Raw genomic sequence first — 18,166 nt, 5'->3', positions numbered from 1 at the left:
CGGCACTAACCAACATTCCTTTTGAAAATTACGAGATCGACATATGCCCTGATGGCCTTAGCGCTAGTACTAAGCATGTTTTGCCCATTGGCGAATGGCCAGCAGCAGCCGATCAAGTTCAAACACCTTTCCTTTAGGGAGGGCCTGGCCCAAAGTCCCATTGCCGCCATTGTGAAAGATCATAAGGGTTTTATCTGGTTAGGGAGCTGGAAAGGGCTGACCCGCTACGACGGATATACCTTTAGGACGTTTAACCACGAAAACCATAACCCCAAGAGCATTAGCAACAATAGGGTGAATGCCATTATAGAAGACCGATACCACAAATTATGGATAGGTACTTCTAATGGTTTAAACATATACGACCCCACTACGGAAATCTTTAAACGGGTTGACATTAGGGATATTAAAGGTGGCAGGAATTATATTTCTTCGGTGTTAAACGACAGCTATGGTAATGTTTGGACAGCAACCTTTGCGGGCGTTAAACTGGTAGATACCAATAAATGGCAGTTGAAAGAGCAGGCGGGCCTTAGCGATACCTCCATTACCAGCTTGGCCAATGCGGTGACCTTTACTTTATTTGAAGATAAGGAGAAAAGAATATGGGTAGGCTCTAAAAACGGACCAAAGTGTTTTGATCCCAGAACTAAAAAATTGTTGAAACTGCCTACTGCCCTGAGCAATTCGGCCGAGCTGATGGCGGCAAAGATCATTGTAATTAGACAGGACAAACTGGGTAACCTTTGGTTTGGATCTGAAACTGCAGGACTGTTCAGGTACGATATCAGATCGAATACGTTAAAGCTGTTTAAGCACTCTGAAACAGATACAAAAAGCTTGCTGTCTGATTGGATAAGGGATATTTATGTATACGATGAACAACATATTTGGATAGGCACCAGAAATGGATTGAGTATTTTTAATACCATTGATCAGGGCTTTACCAACTATGCCCATAATCCCTTGGATCCTGATGGACTAAACGACAGTACCATTTGGAGCTTTATGCAGGACGAAGCATCGGGCATATGGATTGGTACCTTTGCGGGTGGATTGAACGTATACTACCCATCTAACGCCAATTTTGCTAATATTGGAGAAAGAATAGGTAATAAGATGGGGCTATCACACCTCGTGGTGAATGCCATTTTTGAAGATAAGGATGGTGGACTTTGGATTGGTACCTATGGTGGGGGCATTAACTACCTAAATCGGCAGACAGGAGCGTACAAATATTATGACATCAGAAACGATCAGCGGCAAACCCGAAACGGGGTAAAGTCTTTGGCCGAAGATGCCAATGGCAACCTGTGGGTGGGCACGCTTGATGGGCTTTGTTCTTTTAACAAGATCACCAAGAAAATTGATTTCTATAAGTTTGCTATTACGCAGGGAAAGTTTAGCGAAAATTTGATCAACTCCATTGTGCCAGAGCAGGATGGAGTTTGGGTAGGAACCAATGGGGGAGGATTAAGACACCTCAGGGCAGATCGTTCTTATACTACCTTTGTACATTCGCCCCAGGATAAGACCAGCATTAGTGACAACTTTGTGGTGGCCCTAATCAAAGATGCGCAGGATAATTTGTGGGTAGGTACCCAGAACGGCTTAAATTACTACGATACCAAAAAAAATAAGTTTAAGCGTTTTGTGAAAAGGGCAGCACCCAACAGCTTGAGCAATAACAGTATCATTACCCTCTTTAAGGATTCTAAAGATCGTTTATGGATTGGTACCGAAGGTGGAGGGCTAAATTACTATAACCCGATTACCAATAAGTTTTATCCGCTTAACGAGTTTGGCAAGTTGACCGATGAAGTGATACATGCCATTTTGGAAGATGATGAAGGGCATATTTGGTTGAGTACGGACAATGGCCTCTATAAGCTGGCCTTTAAGAACTTTAACCTGCCATTTAAGGCCGAAAATATTGATGTTACACATTATAATGCCGATGATGGTTTGGCCAGCAACCAGTTTTTGACCAATGCGGGCCTGAAACTTAGAAGTGGAGAGCTGTTGTTTGGCGGCATTAATGGCCTGACTTCTTTTTTCCCAAATCGGATCATCAAAAATGCTATAAAACCTAAGGCTGTATTTACCGATTTCCTAATCAGGAATAAGGTGGTAGCCATAGATTCTGCAGGATCTCCCTTAAAACAGTCCATTACCTTTGCAAGGCAGATTAAACTGAAGCATAACGAAGGCTATATTACCATTAAGTTTGCTGCGTTGAACTTCATCAATCCGGAAAAGAACCAATACCGCTATAAAATGGAGGGTATAAGGGGAGATGACTGGCATTATTCGGGAACACAGCGTGAAGCTAATTATACCAATTTAAGTCCGGGTAATTATACCTTTAAGGTAATGGCAGCTAATAATGATGGACTTTGGAATGAGGAGCCCATTAGCGTGCAGATTACTGTATGGCCACCTTGGTGGCAAACCTGGTGGGCATTTTTGATCTATGCTGCCATTCTCTATGTAATCGTAAATACCATTTATGGCTTTTTGAGGAATAGGGCCAAGCTAAAACGGGAACTCTACCTAGAGCAGATACAGAATGAAAGGCAGGAAGAACTGCACCAAATGAAAATAGACTTCTTTACTAATATTTCGCATGAGATAAGGACTCCATTAACCCTTATTTTGGGACCTTTGGAAAAGATGTTGCACAACTCTGGGACCAATACTGCCATATATAGGCAGTTATTACAGGTGCAGAATAATGCCACGCGACTGATGCGCTTGGTCACCGAACTCATGGACTTTAGGAAGGCGGAAAGCGGGCATATGAAATTGGCCTTTTCTTCCTGTAACATCATCAAGTTTGCCGAAGAAATTTACCTTTCGTTCCAGAATTTGGCCGAAGATAAACAGATAGCCTATCATTTTGTGGCTGAAGAAACCGAGTTATACGTTTATTTTGATAAGGATCACTTTGAAAAAGTACTCTTTAACCTGCTGTCTAACGCTTTTAAATTTACACCCGAAGGAGGGGAAATCAGCCTAAAGATTAGGCATAATGAAACTTGGGTAACTATTGAAGTGACAGATAATGGTAAAGGCATTGCACCCAAAAATATCGAAAAGCTATTTACCAAATTCTTTCAGGTGTATAATGAGGAGGTGTCTAACGGTGGTTATGGCATTGGTCTAGCCCTATCGAAAAATATTGTGGAGCTACATAAAGGTACCATAAAGGTAGTGAGCCAAGTAGAAGATTTGGAAAGGAGATTTACTACTTTTACTGTAGAGCTGCCATTGGGTTCGGCTCATTTAGATCCTAATTTGATATTGCCAGAATATATGAATAGCGATAATCCGGTGCATTATTACTTGCAGTCGCAGGCCAATCATATTCTGGTACCTTATGAGGAAGCCGCAATAGAGGTGAAGCATACCCTGCTTATTATAGAAGATAACCTCGAATTAAGGAATTTTATCAGGGAATCATTTCAGCAACAATATCGTATTTTACAGGCTACGCATGGTGTGGAAGGCTTGGACATCGCCTTAAAGCATATGCCAGATCTGATTATAAGTGACGTGATGATGCCCGAAATGGATGGACTCGAATTATGCAGAAGGGTGAAATCTGATGAACGTATCAACCATATTCCTGTGGTATTGCTTACGGCAAGGGCGGCTTATATACATCAGATAAACGGACTGGAGAAAGGGGCTGATGCCTATATCACCAAGCCTTTTAGCATACAGGTATTGGCACTGAACGTGAAGAACATTCTGGCCACCAAGGAAGCCAACAGACAAAAGTTTGTAAGGGAGATATTGCTCAATCCATTGCCCGTAGAAATGGAAACGCCTGATGAAAAATTCTTGGCTAAACTGATGCAGATTATAGACGATCATTTGGAAGATCCCGAATTTGATGTAACGGCCATGGTACAAAAGATAGGCATGAGCAAAACCATCTTGTATAAAAAGGTACAATCGCTCACCAATTTGTCGGTAGCCGACCTGATCAAGACCGTGAGGTTGAAAAAAGCGGCCTTATTATTGGCCCAGAACCAAATGGCAGTAGCCGAAGTGGCTTTTGCAGTAGGCTTTAATGATAGGAAGTATTTCAGTAAGGAATTTAAAAAACAATATGAAATGAGCCCTTCGGAATATATGTCCTCTAAGCAGGAGAGTTAGTGAATTGAAAAGCGATAATGTTGGTTGGTTGGTTGGTTGGTTGGTTGGTTGGTTGGCGCTGATCAATTAAGACAACTTCCCACCTCGGACCCCGGACTTCCGACTTTCAACAATTAAACGATTAAACAGTTAACCAATTTAAACAGTTTAAACAGTTTAAACAATTAACCAATCTTCGTTTCTTGCCCTTTCAACTTCGGACCCCGGACTTCTGACTTTCAACAGTTAAACAATTAACCAATTGGGCGATTCACCCACCCTGGTCTCTCGACAATTCTATCCCTAAGCAATTCAGCATTGGGTGCCTTCGATGCGCTCTGCAAGATAGTGTAGTCTAATATAATGTTAAACAATTAACCAGTTTAACAACTAACCAGTTGACCTATTCCGCAATTGAACGATTAACCCATTTGCAACCTATATACCTTATCTTTGGTCGCAAAAAACCGGTCTAAAAAGCATTTTTGTAGTATTTTGAACAATTTTACCCCTAATTAAGGAAGAATTTACCCCTAGGTTATAAGTCGATGTATACATATTTGCTTAACCAAATATTGTATGATGAAACCACAACCAAATGACTTCGGGTATTTAAAGCTAGACTTTTTACAGCGCCAACTTAAACTTCAGTTGAATACCATTGTCTTTTCTTTCTTAATATATGTGTGATCATCGCAAGATTTTTCTTTGCTGACCACTTAACTATTTTTAAAATTCAACTAATTATAATCAAATATTTAACCCTAATTGAATGATACTATTTTACAAAGAAATTAGTTTTTGTTCGCAACGTAAGCCTAAAGAAGCAGCCCTGTACTTTCGGAAAATAGCCCTTTTGCTATTGTTGTGCTGCACATTTGGTATTTCATCTTTTGCGCAAAACAGAACCATTTCTGGTACGGTAAAAGATAAGGCCCAAGGATTGCCCATACCTGGAGCTTCGGTAAAATTAAAGAGTGCTGCCACAACGGTAGCCACCAACGAAGAGGGTAGATATAGCATTTCTGTACCTGCAGGTCCGGCAGTTCTGGTATTCAGCTATGTTGGTTTTGCCGTACAAGAAATTAACATTCCAGCGGCAACCAACGTACAGAATGTATTGTTGGCCGAAGATAATACCAACCTGAGCGAGGTAGTGGTAGTAGGTTATGGCACGCAAAAAAAATCGACCTTAACTGGGGCCATTAGCACCATAAGTAGTAAAGAAATCTTACAATCGCCAACTTCTAACGTAACCAATAGTTTAATTGGAAGAACGCCAGGTCTGGGTGCCGTACAACGTAGTGGTCAGCCGGGTTCAAATAGTGCAGTCATTAATATCAGGGGCTTGGCCACCTATAATGGTTCTGGTGCTATTGTTATTGTAGATGGAATTGAACGACCTGATTTTGGAGATATAGATCCCAATGAAATTGAAAACATCAACGTACTTAAAGATGCTTCCTCAACCGCTATTTTTGGCATCAGGGGAGCCAATGGCGTAATTATAGTAACCACCAAATCGGGCAAGGAAGGTAAGCCAAAAGTTAGTTACAGTGGGAATGTCAGCTTGCAAAGCTACACAGGTATTCCCAAAGCTTTAGATGCCTATACCAATGCCTATCTGATTAACGAAGCCAATAGAAACGATAAATTCGAGGTGCTCACTTGGAGCGATAATGCCCTACAAAAATTTAAGGATGGTTCCGATCCCATAGGCTATCCCAATATCAACTGGTTTGATTATGTAACCCGTAAATTTTATCCACAGACACAGCATAACGTAAATGTGAGTGGAGGTACAAAAGTGATCAAATACTTTGCATCGGTGGGCTATCTGTTTGAAGATGGCATATTTAAGCAGTTTGATTCGCCTTATCAAATAAAATCTACCCCCGATTATAACCGATACAATTTCAGATCTAACTTGGATATTAAGCTTACGCAAGATTTAGAGGTAGGGGTGAAATTGGGTGGTCGTTTGCAAAAACGTTATCAGCCCAGCGGTTTGCGTTCTGGCTCGGGTTCTTTCTCTTATGACAATGTGGAGGCCATGATTTCGCGTATTCTTCAAGTACCCGCTTTTGCCTATCCCGTTACCCTGCCCGATGGGCGTTTGGCGCAAAACCCGAATGTAGGAACCAATATCTGGAACCCCTTGGGCGTACTTACCCGTTGGGGAACCAGATATGACGATTTTAATAACGTACAAAGCACCTTCAATATCAATTACGATATGAAAAAGCTGGTAAAAGGACTTTCCTTTAAGGCTAATTTGGGCTACGATTCGTATTTTGAGAATACTACTAGAAGAAATGCAAGCTGGGCGGCCTATGTAATAGATAGAGATAGTAAGGAGATTACCATTGCGGGCGACAGGCCAAGAGATGAACCATTGAGTGGTCTGATCAGCGAATATGGAGGAACCATCCACACTAATTTACAGGCTGGTTTTAACTATAACCGCAGTTTTGGCAAACATAACTTGTCGGGTGTGGCTTTAGGTACCCGCCAGTTGATCAATGTACAAGGTTCAACGGCAACTACCGCACCACCTAGGGCTTCACAGGGTCTGGTAACACGTGTAACTTATAACTACGCCGATAAATATTATGCCGAATTCAATGCGGCCTATAACGGTTCAGAAAATTTCCCGGTAGGACTGAAGTATGGTTTTTTTCCAGCAGTATCGGCTGGGTGGACGGTGAGTAGCGAAGATTTTATGAAAGGGGTAGATTGGATAAGTTATTTAAAGCTACGCGGTAGTTATGGTTTGGTAGGTAGCGATGAAATTGGGCAACGTTTTCTATACCTGACCAGTTATTTACGTAACGCCACGGGTTTCACCGCATCTACGCCAGCTTATAGCCGTCCAGGTATGCCGGTACACTTTGGCGATCCTACAAGTGTTGTCACCTATCCGGTGGTCTACCTGCCAAGTTCCTCTATCGGTAACCCCGAAATTACCTGGGAAACAGGTTTGAAAAGAAATATAGGAATAGAAAGTAAGTTCTTTAAAAACAGCCTATCCTTAAATGTCGATGTATTTGATGAAACCCGTAAGGATATTCTTACCACTAGGGCGTCGGGACTTCAGATCTTAGGACAGGGCTATCCGGCCTTGAATATAGGTGAGGTGTACAATAAAGGCTATGAAGTAGAATTAGACTACAACAAACAAAAAGGCGAAGTAAGCTATGGCATCAATGCGCAGGTTTCATTTGCCCGTAATAAAATTATCAGTAGGGATGAACCTATTGGCGCACCTGGGTACCAAAAACAAGAAGGCAAACGTGTAGGACAATTTTTTGGCTATGTGACCAATGGTTTTTATACATCGCAACAAGATATTGATAGTTATGCACGTAACGAGTTGGGGACCCCTATACCCGGAGATCTGAAATATGTAGATATCAATGGCGATGGGCGCATCAATAGCGACGATAGGACCGCCATAGGTTATTCAAGGGTACCAGAGTATATCTTCAGTATTTCACCTAGGGTTTCCTATAAGGGGTTTTCGGTATCGCTCATGTTCCAAGGCGTAACCAATGTAAGTTCCGATGTGATTTTAACAGAACAGAACAATGGTCAACAGATGTATGAATTTATGTTGAACCGCTGGACACCACAAACAGCAGCTACAGCAACTTGGCCGGCGTTGCACTCGAGGGGAAATACTTTTATTAGCTATCAGTTGAATGATTTCATTCTACAGGATGCCTCCTATATTAAATTACGTAATGCCGAAATTTCGTATACCCTACCCGCAAGATGGTTGCAGCCTTTAAAAATATCCTCGTTAAGGATATTTCTAACGGGGCAAAATTTGGCCACATGGACCAGATTTAAAATGTACCTGGATCCGGAAAACGTCAATGTAACCAACAGCGATTTTTCTAAACAATCTATTTATCCAACTTCAAGAATATACAACTTGGGCGTAAACATTCAATTATAGCATGAACATGAGAAACATATATTACTCCATCGTTTTCCTTTTTGTTGCTCTTGTACTAATAACGTCATGCAAAAAGGATTTTCTTGACCGCACGCCTTCGGCCGATCTGGATGAAGAAAAAGTATTCAAGGACCCAGCGTTAGCGGCAAGTTATGCAGACAATGCCTATAACCACCTAGTAGACGAATATGCCAGGTTTAATGCCCATCGTGGCACTACGGCACAAGCTTCTGATGAGGCTGTTTCTGGTAATGCCGATGTGTCTGTACGTACTTTAAACCAAGGCTTGTTCCACGATCATTACGAGCGTGGGGGAGCTTCTCTAAATGATATTGGCGATATTTGGGAAAGAGCCTATGCTGGTATCAGGTTAGCCAATGTAACGCTTTCGAGAATGAGTACGGTTCCTTGGACCAACGCACAATCACCATCAAGAATAGAAGGAGAAATGCACTTCATTAGGGCTTTTCTTTATTTCGAGCTTATCAAAAGATTTGGTGGCGTACCTATTGTAGATAAGCCTGCAAGTATTTTTGATAATATCGATATCCCACGTAACACCTATCAGGAATGTTTGAACTTTATTTTGGCCGACTTAGATAAGGCAGAGGCGCTTTTGTTGCCAGATTACGATGCTTCTAACTACGGACGTGCAACCAAAGGGGCAGCAGCAGCATTAAAAGCTAGGGCATTATTATATGCAGCAAGCCCTATTAATAACCCAACTGGAGATCTGACTAAATGGGCCAGTGCCGCTGCAGCGGCCAAAGTAGTAATAGATATGAATAAATATTCGTTGCAGACTACCTATGCAGATATCATGAATGTACCACAATCTTCAGAGTATATCATGATTAAAATACGTCCCCCACGTATCATCGATGGTTTCTTGCTAGACTTTGTAATGTCGCCAGGCTCTGGTGGTGCCCAAGGTTCTATGAATCCTACGCAAAACCATGTGGACATGTATGAAGCAGTAAAGAAAAATGGAAATACCATTATCAGCAGTGCACCAATTACCGATCCCAATTCGGGCTACGATGCCCAGAAGCCCTATGATAATCGTGATCCGCGTTTTTATGCCAATATTTTATATAATAACGTTTTATGGCAGGGACGCAATATGGGTATGTGGTCGCAAACCAATGGAACTACCACTACTTATGGTGCCGATTTCAGGCCTAATAATATCATTTATTCTGCTACACGCTATTACTGCCGTAAAATGTGGCCAGAAGTATATGTAAGAAATACCACGCAAAGGGCATTGTTCAATTTTATCTTTTTTAGGTATGCGGAAGTGTTATTGAATTATGCGGAAGCATTAAATGAAAGTACCGATTCTCAAATAGAAAGACAATTGGCCATAGCCCGGGTGAATGAAGTGAGAAATAGGGTAGGCATGCCTGCGCTTTCCAATACTTTAACACAGGTGCAATTAAGAGAGGCTATTGTAAGGGAGAGGGCTGTAGAATTAGCTTTTGAAGATTTCAGGTGGTACGACCTCATCCGTTGGAAAAAAGCCAAAGATGTACTTACGCAACCAGTTAAGGGAATGGATGTGGTGAGAAATGCCAATGGAAGCTTTACCTATAATGTAGTGACCTTGCCCATATTATATCAAAAACGATTTGAAGATTACATGTACCTGTATCCAATTCCAAGAAGGGAAATATTTAAGAGCGACGGAATTTTAAAACAAAACCCAAATTGGTAATACACGAAAACTTGAACAAGACAAACAGTTTACAACAGCAAAAGATGGTGAATTGCCCAATATTGAATAATGATTTAATCAAGGTAAGTTCCATCTGGACACTAAAAAACAATCATATAAGCAGATGAATTTTCTAACCAAATACCTATTACTTTCGTTACTGAGCATCGGCTTTTCACAGCGGGTACTGGCTCAAACTGAGCAGATCACGGTGAAAGGTAAAATTGTGGACGAAGTTGGTGCTCCACTTGCTGGTGTAGCCATTTTTGTACAGGAACGAACCAGTGGGGTATCTAGCAATGCCGATGGAAAGTTTACCATCGAGGCCAGTACAAACGATCGCTTCGTTTTGAAAATGGCCGGATACAATACCCTGTATGTGGCGGCATACGAGATTAACGAAAATGAGCCTATAAAACTTATAAAATCGCAAATCGAAGCTGGAGATGATGATAATGTTTATATCCCTTTTGGGCTAAGAAAAAAACGTGAAGTCACGGCCACGATTACAACCGTAGCAGAAAAAGATTTGCCTCAACTGCCCTTATCTACCCTAAACAATGTCTTAACAGGTCGTTTATCAGGTTTACATATCCAGCAAACGGGTAACCGACCAGGTACAGACGATGCTAATTTTCTAATTAGAGGAAGATCATCATATAACAGCGGCCAATCTCCATTGGTATTGGTAGATGGCGTAGCCCGCGATTTTGTAGATATGGACCTGAATGAGGTAGAAAGCATTAGTGTATTAAAAGATGCCGCTTCCCTATCATGGTACGGAATGAACGGTGCCAACGGCGTCATCTATGTGGTGACTAAAAGAGGCAGCGCCAGTGCCACGAAGGTTACCTTCGATGCCCAGGGAGGTGTGCAAACACCGATTACCTTGACCAATCCTCTACACTCGTATGCCTATGCCTACCTATATAATGAAGCCCGTCAAAACGATGGCCAATCGCCCCAATATACCCAACAAGATTTGATAGGTTATTATAGTAAATCAGATCCTTATCGCTATCCCGACAATGATTTTCCTTCAGAATTTCTGAAAAAAGCATCGCCAGTACAACGTTATGTCGCTACGGTAAGTGGAGGTAATGCTTTTGCCAGGTATTTTACTTCGGTAAGCTTTTACGATCAGGATGGCTTGTACAAAGGTGGAGAAACACCTGCCTATAATTCTAACACCAACTTTAGAAGGTATAATTTCCGTACCAATTTGGATCTACATATCAATAAAAACTTAGATGTAACCCTAGATGTTGGTGGGCGGGTAGCTAACCTGCGCTATCCAAGAGATGGTAATGCTAATTTTTTAACGGCTATACTTACTACACCAGCTAATGCATTTGCCATATTGAATGAAAATGGCACCTATGGAGGCAGTTCATTGTTTAGAAGTAATCCTTTGGCCATGTTACAGGCCAGGGGCAATATTACCGATGTATACCGCACTCTATTGGCTACGGCAACTGTTCGCCAAAAGCTCGATGTCTTATTGAAAGGCTTGTCGCTAAACCTCGCCTATACTTATGACATGACTGGACTTTATACGCAAGGTTTTAACCAGAACTATGAAGTGTATGAATTGATCAGCACCAACAACTATCAGCGTTATGGTACACAAACTCCACTAAACTATGCAGCAAGCAGCTTTAGTGGTAACCTTCGCAATAACGAATTTTGGGGCGGTTTCGATTATGACCGCACATTTGGCCAACATGGCATTAAGTTCTCTACCCGCTTTCAAAGAGCAGTTTCGGCTTCGGCAAGTCGTTTAGATGATAAAAGGGAAGGACTATCGAACCGTGCATCCTATAATTATAAACAACGTTACTTTGCCGATGTGATTGCCACTTATTCTGGTTCACAGAATTTTATGCCGGGCAAACGATTTGGTTGGTTTCCTGCGATGTCGGCTGGGTGGATAGTTACCGAGGAAAGTTTTCTGAAAGGCACAAAGGCCATTGATTATCTGAAAATTCGCGGCTCTTATGGATGGGTAGGTAACGATGCAATAGGTGCTTCGAGACGTTTTGCCTTTAATAACTATTTTACCAGGGGCGGTTCACAATATTTCTTTGGTACAGGATACAGCAGTGTGCCAAATACCGATCAGTTAGATTTGGCCAATCCAGACTTAACTTGGGAGCGGGCTTTAAAATCCAGTATAGGTTTCGATGCGCAGTTCTTAAAACAGTCTCTGACCCTAACGGCTGATTATTTTCATGAAAACAGAAAGAAACTATTAACTGCAGACTTGGCTCCATCTATTATTGGACAACCTTTGGTAAACATCAATGCAGGGGAGGCTCAATATCAAGGAATAGAAGCCAACCTTAATTATATCAAGACCATTAACAAATTTACCTTCGGTCTTTATGGAAATTATACCTATGCTAAAAGTAAGATTCTTCAACTTAACGAAGAGGGAGGCTTACCAGCCTATCAGACACAAATAGGTTTTCCTATAGGAGGGGTAATAAATGGTAGTGGTACCGTAAGAAGATTTCTGATCTCAGAAGGCCTGTTCCAAAGCGAAGAAGAGATAGCAGCAGCGCCGGTACAACGTTTTTCGGGTGCGGTTAAACCTGGAGATATCCGTTATAAAGACGTTAACAATGATGGGGTAATCGACAATCTTGATTTTGTAAGTACCAACTATTCTGATATTCCAACGGCCTATTTTGGCTTTGGCGGATCAGCAAAATATAAAGGTTTCGATGTTAACTTTTTGTTCCAAGGCGTAACGGGCAGAACCATACAGATTAATACCTTGGTCAATGCTGGTACATCAAGCACAGGCTACATTAACCAGTTTAGTGCCTATAGATGGACACAGGCCACAGCAGATGAAGCATTATATCCGCGATTAACAATCAACGACAGGAGCAATAATACACAGAATTCTGATTTCTGGTTACGCAATGGCGATTTTTTAAGACTAAAGCACGTAGAATTAGGTTATTCCCTTTCTGCAAATGCACTTAAAAAATTAAAGATAGCTCAATGTAGGTTTTATGTGAGTGGCTTTAACTTGCTCACTTTCGATAAGTTGAATGGCCTGCCGATAGATCCGGAAATGCCCGAAGCAGGTTTTAATTCTTCATACCCTTCGCTTGCCACTTTTGCACTGGGCCTGAACCTTAAATTTTAATGAAATGGATATGAACTTTATACATACGATAAGATTAAATAAATCAATAAAGTTAACCGTAAAAACTTTACTGATTGGTGTTTTGGTACTTGCTCACATTTCTTGTAAAAAAGATTTCCTGCAAGATGGCAGTATTACCGATGGCGCTATAAAAGGCGAAGAGGTGTGGGCTAATGATGCCTATGCGAGGGGCGTATTGAATAGTGCTTATTTTAATGTGTCAGAAGGCTTTAGTATAGATGGTAATGGAGGCATGTTGGCTTCTGGTACCGATGAGGCGGTAAATTCTGGGGTAAATACCACCATGAGTATATTCAATAACGGCACTTGGGGTCCAGTGCGCACGGTAGACGATGACTATAGCAACTTGTACGAAGGTTTGAGAAAAGTAAATCTGTTTATAGAAAATTTACCCGCTAGCCAAATTATTCCAACCGATGGTTTGACGACGGAGGAAGACAAAAGCAGATTGGAAGGACAGGCTTATTTTTTAAGGGCATTATTTCATTTTGAGCTGGTAAAACGCTACGGCGCAATCACCTTGGCTACCCGCGTGTTCAGTCGTGATGAAAACCTTAATCTACCCAAGAATACCTATAAACAATGTATGGACCAGATTATTGCCGATTGTGAGAAGGCCATAGCCTCTAAGATACCTGTTTTTACTAGGGAAGCCTCTGATGTTAACAAATACGCATGGCGTACTGGCGATTATGGTCGTGCCACCAAAACAGCGGCAATGGGCTTAAAATCCAGGATGTTGTTGTATGCCGCCAGTCCTCAATTTGCTGCCCAAAGTGGTGTAAGTTGGCAGCAGGCAGCCGATGCCGCCAAAGTTATCATAGACTTAAACGTACATAGTTTGCAGAGCACATATACCAATGTGTTTAATTATGGAGCAGCTGCCTATAATAATGAGGTATTGTTTGCTACCAGGGCACAGAATCGTAATGATATAGAACAGCAGCAAGCTCCAATCAGTTATGATGGGGCTACGGGAAGGACCAATCCAACACAGGAAATGGTAGACGCCTTTGAAACCACTAATGGTAAATTAATAACCGATCCAACTAATACCCTATATAGCGAAGCTAATCCTTATGCAAATAGGGACACCCGGTTTGGCTTAACTATTAATCATAATGGTAGGTCTTTTAAGAGCAAGGCGGTACAAACTTTTGTGGGTGGGGCCGATGGCTTGAACCGTAATATCAATGCCACCAAAACGGGATATTATATGCGTAAGTTCTTAAGCGAGGCCGCTACCTGGAACCAAGCTTCAAATACATTAGCCCGTAGGCCTTGGGTGGTACTACGATATTCGGAAATATTACTCAACTATGCCGAAGCTTTAAATGAAGCACAGGGAATTGTCGCTGTAAACGAAGTGCTGCAACGTGTAAACTCCGTAAGGGCAAGGGGTGGAATAGCCGCATTGCAAACCACCAATCCTAATGCAAATGGTTATGTGGTACCCACAAAAGAAGCCATTCGGGAACGTATACATAACGAGAGACGTGTTGAACTTTGTTTTGAGGGACACCGTTTCTATGATGTGAGGCGATGGAAACAAGGGGAGCTTTTCCTGAACAAGCCTGTAACCGGAATGCGAATTACCTTCGATGCCAACTCAAACTTGGTATATACGCGTTTTGAAGTAGAAAAGCGCTATTTCCAAGAGAAGAATTATCTATATCCATTTTCACAGAATACCATTAATCGTCAACCCGCACTTATACAAAATACAGGCTACTAAAATTTGATTATGATGAAGTTAAATAAATACTTATTACTCAGTTTCCTTATCCTTTCAGTTTATACTGCACAAGCACAATTAGTACAAAATATCTTTGGCCGTAAACACCAAAGCCTGAACGGCCGCTGGAATTACATTATAGATCCTTATGAAATGGGGTATTACGACTATAGGCACGAACCTTTTGATCAGACAAAATCGGGCAAGGGAGGTTTTTATGATGATCGTGAACAGGTCAACAAATCAGAGCTGATCGAATACAGTTTTGAGCTGTCACCAACATTGAAAATACCGGGCGATTGGAATTCGCAGGTAGAGAAATTGTCTTTTTATGAAGGAACCATCTGGTTGAGAAAGAAATTTAATGCACAGCCTGCACAGGGTAAAAAATACATCCTTTATTTTGGTGCTGTCAACTATGAAGCACATGTTTACCTAAATGGAAAGAAATTAGGAGTCCATAAGGGAGGTTTTACCCCTTTTCAGTTTGACGTGACCGGAAAGTTAAAAGACGGAGAGAATTTTGTAGTGGTAAAAGCTGACAATACCCGTAAACAAGATGAAATTCCGACAGTGAATACAGATTGGTGGAATTATGGCGGCATTACCCGAGATGTACTTTTGGCAGAGTTGCCAGCAAATTATATTGCCGATTATAAAGTGCAGTTGGCACGTTCAAACGCCAAACAAATAGAAGGTTATGTGAAATTAAGTTCGGCTAGTGCAGGACAGGACATTACCATAAATATTCCAGAGGCAGGTTTGAAAACGACTATTAAAACAGATGCTTCTGGTGTAGCAAAATTGAGCATTCCTGTTAAGAAATTGAGTTTGTGGACACCAGAAAGTCCTAAACTCTATCAGGTGACCATTACCTCGGCCAACGACACAGTGAATGATAAAATTGGTTTCAGGACTATTGAAACACGTGGTCAAGATATTTTATTGAACGGTAAATCTATTTTCTTAAGGGGAATTTCCATGCATGATGAAAACCCTTTGATACAGGGTCGTTTACGCGGACAGGGTGATATGCGCATGATGCTACAATGGGCCAAGGAACTAAACTGTAATTATGTGAGATTGGCGCATTATACCCACAATGAGGAAATGAACCGTTTGGCCGACGAAATGGGCCTATTGGTTTGGGCAGAGGTGCCGGTTTATTGGACCATATCTTGGGAAAAACAGGAAACCTACCAAAATGCAGAAAAACAGTTGAGCGATATGATCGAACGTGATAAGAATCGGGCAGCAGTTATTATATGGTCAATTGGAAATGAAACCCCGCTAGGCGAACCTCGTTTCAAGTTTATGAGCAAATTGGCCGATAAGGTAAGAGAGCTGGACCAAACCCGTTTGGTAGGGGCCGCACTGGAAGTGCACCGTAAGGGCTATGATGTAATTGTAGATGATCCACTAGGCGAAAAACTAGACTTGGTAAGCTTTAACCAATATGGTGGTTGGTATTGGGAGTTGCCTAAAGAATTACCTAAATATCAGTTTAAGATTAAGTATAATAAACCTGTAATCATTACAGAAGTAGGCGGTGATGCCCTAGCTGGTTTTCATGCCGATGAAGATACCCGTTGGTCGGAAGAATTTCAGGAATCATTGTATAAATACCAATTGCCATTTATGAGCACAATGAGCGGTTTAAGAGGAATGACACCTTGGATATTGACCGACTTTCGCTCTCCACGTAGGCAGCATCCTTTCTATCAGGATTTTTGGAATAGAAAAGGACTGATATCAGAAACAGGAAAGAAAAAGAAAGCTTTTTATGTACTTAAAGATTTCTATGATAAAACCGAAGCTAAATACAAGTAAAAGAATTAAATATCCCTATTAAAAAGGAGTAGCATATGAAAAAGCATTGCATATTAATAATGTCCCTAGGATTGATCTTCGGGGGATGTCTCAAAGGTCAGAATGAGCCTGTATTTCCTTCGCCAGATCTTACCATTCCGGTAGACGAGAGCGTAACCTTAAAAAGTGCCTTGCCATTTAGGTTTGGAGCAGCGGTAAATAATAGTCTGATCAGATCAAAAGCCGCCTATAGAGATCTGATCATTAAAGAGTTTAATAGCCTTACCTCAGAGAATTCAATGAAATTCACGCAGCTTCATCCTTCAGAAAATGTTTATACATGGACGGAAGCTGACTATCTGGTCGACTTTGCTCAACAGAACAATAAAAGGGTACATGGTCATACGCTAATTTGGTATAAGAACCCTCCGAATTGGGTACTGAACTATCAGGGAGATGCTGCCGCATGGGACAGGCTGTTGAAAGACCATATACAGACCGTTGTAACCCGATATAAAGGTAAAGTTGCCTCTTGGGATGTGGTAAATGAAGCAGTGGCCGAAAACGGACAGCTCAGAGATTGTATCTGGCTGCAAAAGTTGGGGCCAGAATACATTGCCAAAAGTTTTATCTATGCTCATCAGGCAGATCCAGATGCTATTTTATTCTATAATGACTATGGTCATGAATATGGTCCGACCAAAAGAACGGCCATTATCAATCTGGTCAATGGTCTTATTCAACAAGGGGTACCCATTCATGGTATAGGTTTGCAAATGCATACCCGCTATACACAGTCTAACACTAATCTTGCGGCAGCTATTAATACGGCAGCAGCTACAGGACTGAAAGTTCATATTGCCGAACTGGATATAGCCATGAACCCAGATAATATTCCAGATCTGATGTATTCAGCAGGTTTGGCAGAACAGCAAAAGGCCAAATATGAATTTATTGTAAAAACCTATAATGCCATTCCCAAAAACCAGCAGTTTGGTATTACCACATGGAATGTAGGCGATGCCGACAGTTGGATAAGGGGAGAGTACAACAGACCAGATTGGCCGTTACCTTTTGATGATAATTACAAACGAAAAGCTGCCTATCAGGGCATTTTAGATGGAGTGAAGTAACTGCATCGATGCTGATAACAAAATTAAACCAAATGAAAAAAACGATATGCTTAATCATAGGTGCTTTGGCAACGGTAAGTACCGTCTTTGCACAGTTTACTTCCGATAATATAGTGATTTACCGTTTTGGTGATGGTAGCCCTTTGGTAAATGGGGCTAAGGTTCCGGTTTTTATAGATGAATACAATCCCAAAACTGGAGAAAAAGTACGTACAATCATTGTTTCCCGAACAGCTAATGGAAGCAATTATGGTATAGAAGGTTTGGGATTGACTGCAGCAGGAGCTTATGAAACAGAGGGTTTTCCAACACTTTCTAGGGATGGAGAAACACTGGCCATTATTGGACGTAATCCTTTGCAGTCCACACAGTTCGTTATTGGTACCATCAATTCGACGGGAAATGTCAGTGCAAATACTTTGGTTGTAGACGACATCGGTGGACCACGTTCTGCAGTAGTAGAAGGAACTTCTGTTTATTTTAATGG

General features: G+C 41.4%; 8 protein-coding genes. All 8 read left to right on the top strand.

Annotation, left to right across the window (positions count from 1 at the left end; all coding sequences use genetic code 11):
• Nucleotides 1–21 precede the first annotated feature (21 nt).
• A complete protein-coding gene (locus JHD79_RS11850; protein ID WP_199119451.1) occupies nt 22–4,164 on the top strand; it encodes a hybrid sensor histidine kinase/response regulator transcription factor in 4,143 nt (1,380 codons plus the stop codon).
• A 751-nt stretch (nt 4,165–4,915) separates the two neighbouring features.
• Nucleotides 4,916–8,104, top strand: coding sequence for a TonB-dependent receptor (locus JHD79_RS11845; protein ID WP_199119450.1), 3,189 nt, complete (start codon nt 4,916–4,918; stop codon nt 8,102–8,104).
• A 7-nt stretch (nt 8,105–8,111) separates the two neighbouring features.
• A complete protein-coding gene (locus JHD79_RS11840) occupies nt 8,112–9,821 on the top strand; it encodes a RagB/SusD family nutrient uptake outer membrane protein (RefSeq protein ID WP_199119449.1) in 1,710 nt (569 codons plus the stop codon).
• 124 nt (nt 9,822–9,945) lie between these two features.
• On the top strand, nt 9,946–12,981 hold the full coding sequence (locus JHD79_RS11835; RefSeq protein WP_199119448.1) for a TonB-dependent receptor: 3,036 nt from the start codon (nt 9,946–9,948) through the stop codon (nt 12,979–12,981).
• A 10-nt stretch (nt 12,982–12,991) separates the two neighbouring features.
• Nucleotides 12,992–14,737, top strand: a complete 1,746-nt coding sequence (locus JHD79_RS11830) for a RagB/SusD family nutrient uptake outer membrane protein (protein ID WP_199119447.1) — start codon at nt 12,992–12,994, stop codon at nt 14,735–14,737.
• Between the two features lie 9 nt (nt 14,738–14,746).
• Nucleotides 14,747–16,567 (top strand): glycoside hydrolase family 2 protein, encoded by a 1,821-nt coding sequence (locus JHD79_RS11825; RefSeq protein WP_233164662.1) that lies wholly within the window; start codon nt 14,747–14,749, stop codon nt 16,565–16,567.
• Nucleotides 16,568–16,602: 35 nt separating this feature from the next.
• Entirely contained in the window at nt 16,603–17,679 is a 1,077-nt protein-coding gene (locus JHD79_RS11820; protein WP_199119446.1) for an endo-1,4-beta-xylanase, read from the top strand.
• Between the two features lie 32 nt (nt 17,680–17,711).
• Nucleotides 17,712–18,166 (top strand): hypothetical protein (locus JHD79_RS11815; protein ID WP_199119445.1); only part of this gene is annotated, 455 nt, incomplete at its 3' end.

It is taken from the genome of Pedobacter sp. ASV28 (assembly GCF_016428855.1).
GTDB lineage: Bacteria > Bacteroidota > Bacteroidia > Sphingobacteriales > Sphingobacteriaceae > Pedobacter.
Note: the sequence above shows the minus strand (reverse complement) of the source record. Positions and strands in the feature narration are given on the sequence as shown.

What these genes read in the sequence shown, in the direction of transcription:
- JHD79_RS11845 (WP_199119450.1), top strand. Translation starts at nt 4,916, where the DNA reads ATGATACTATTTTACAAAGAAATTAGTTTTTGTTCGCAACGTAAGCCT.
- JHD79_RS11840 (WP_199119449.1), top strand. Translation starts at nt 8,112, where the DNA reads ATGAGAAACATATATTACTCCATCGTTTTCCTTTTTGTTGCTCTTGTA.
- JHD79_RS11835 (WP_199119448.1), top strand. Translation starts at nt 9,946, where the DNA reads ATGAATTTTCTAACCAAATACCTATTACTTTCGTTACTGAGCATCGGC.
- JHD79_RS11830 (WP_199119447.1), top strand. Translation starts at nt 12,992, where the DNA reads ATGAACTTTATACATACGATAAGATTAAATAAATCAATAAAGTTAACC.
- JHD79_RS11825 (WP_233164662.1), top strand. Translation starts at nt 14,747, where the DNA reads ATGATGAAGTTAAATAAATACTTATTACTCAGTTTCCTTATCCTTTCA.
- JHD79_RS11820 (WP_199119446.1), top strand. Translation starts at nt 16,603, where the DNA reads ATGAAAAAGCATTGCATATTAATAATGTCCCTAGGATTGATCTTCGGG.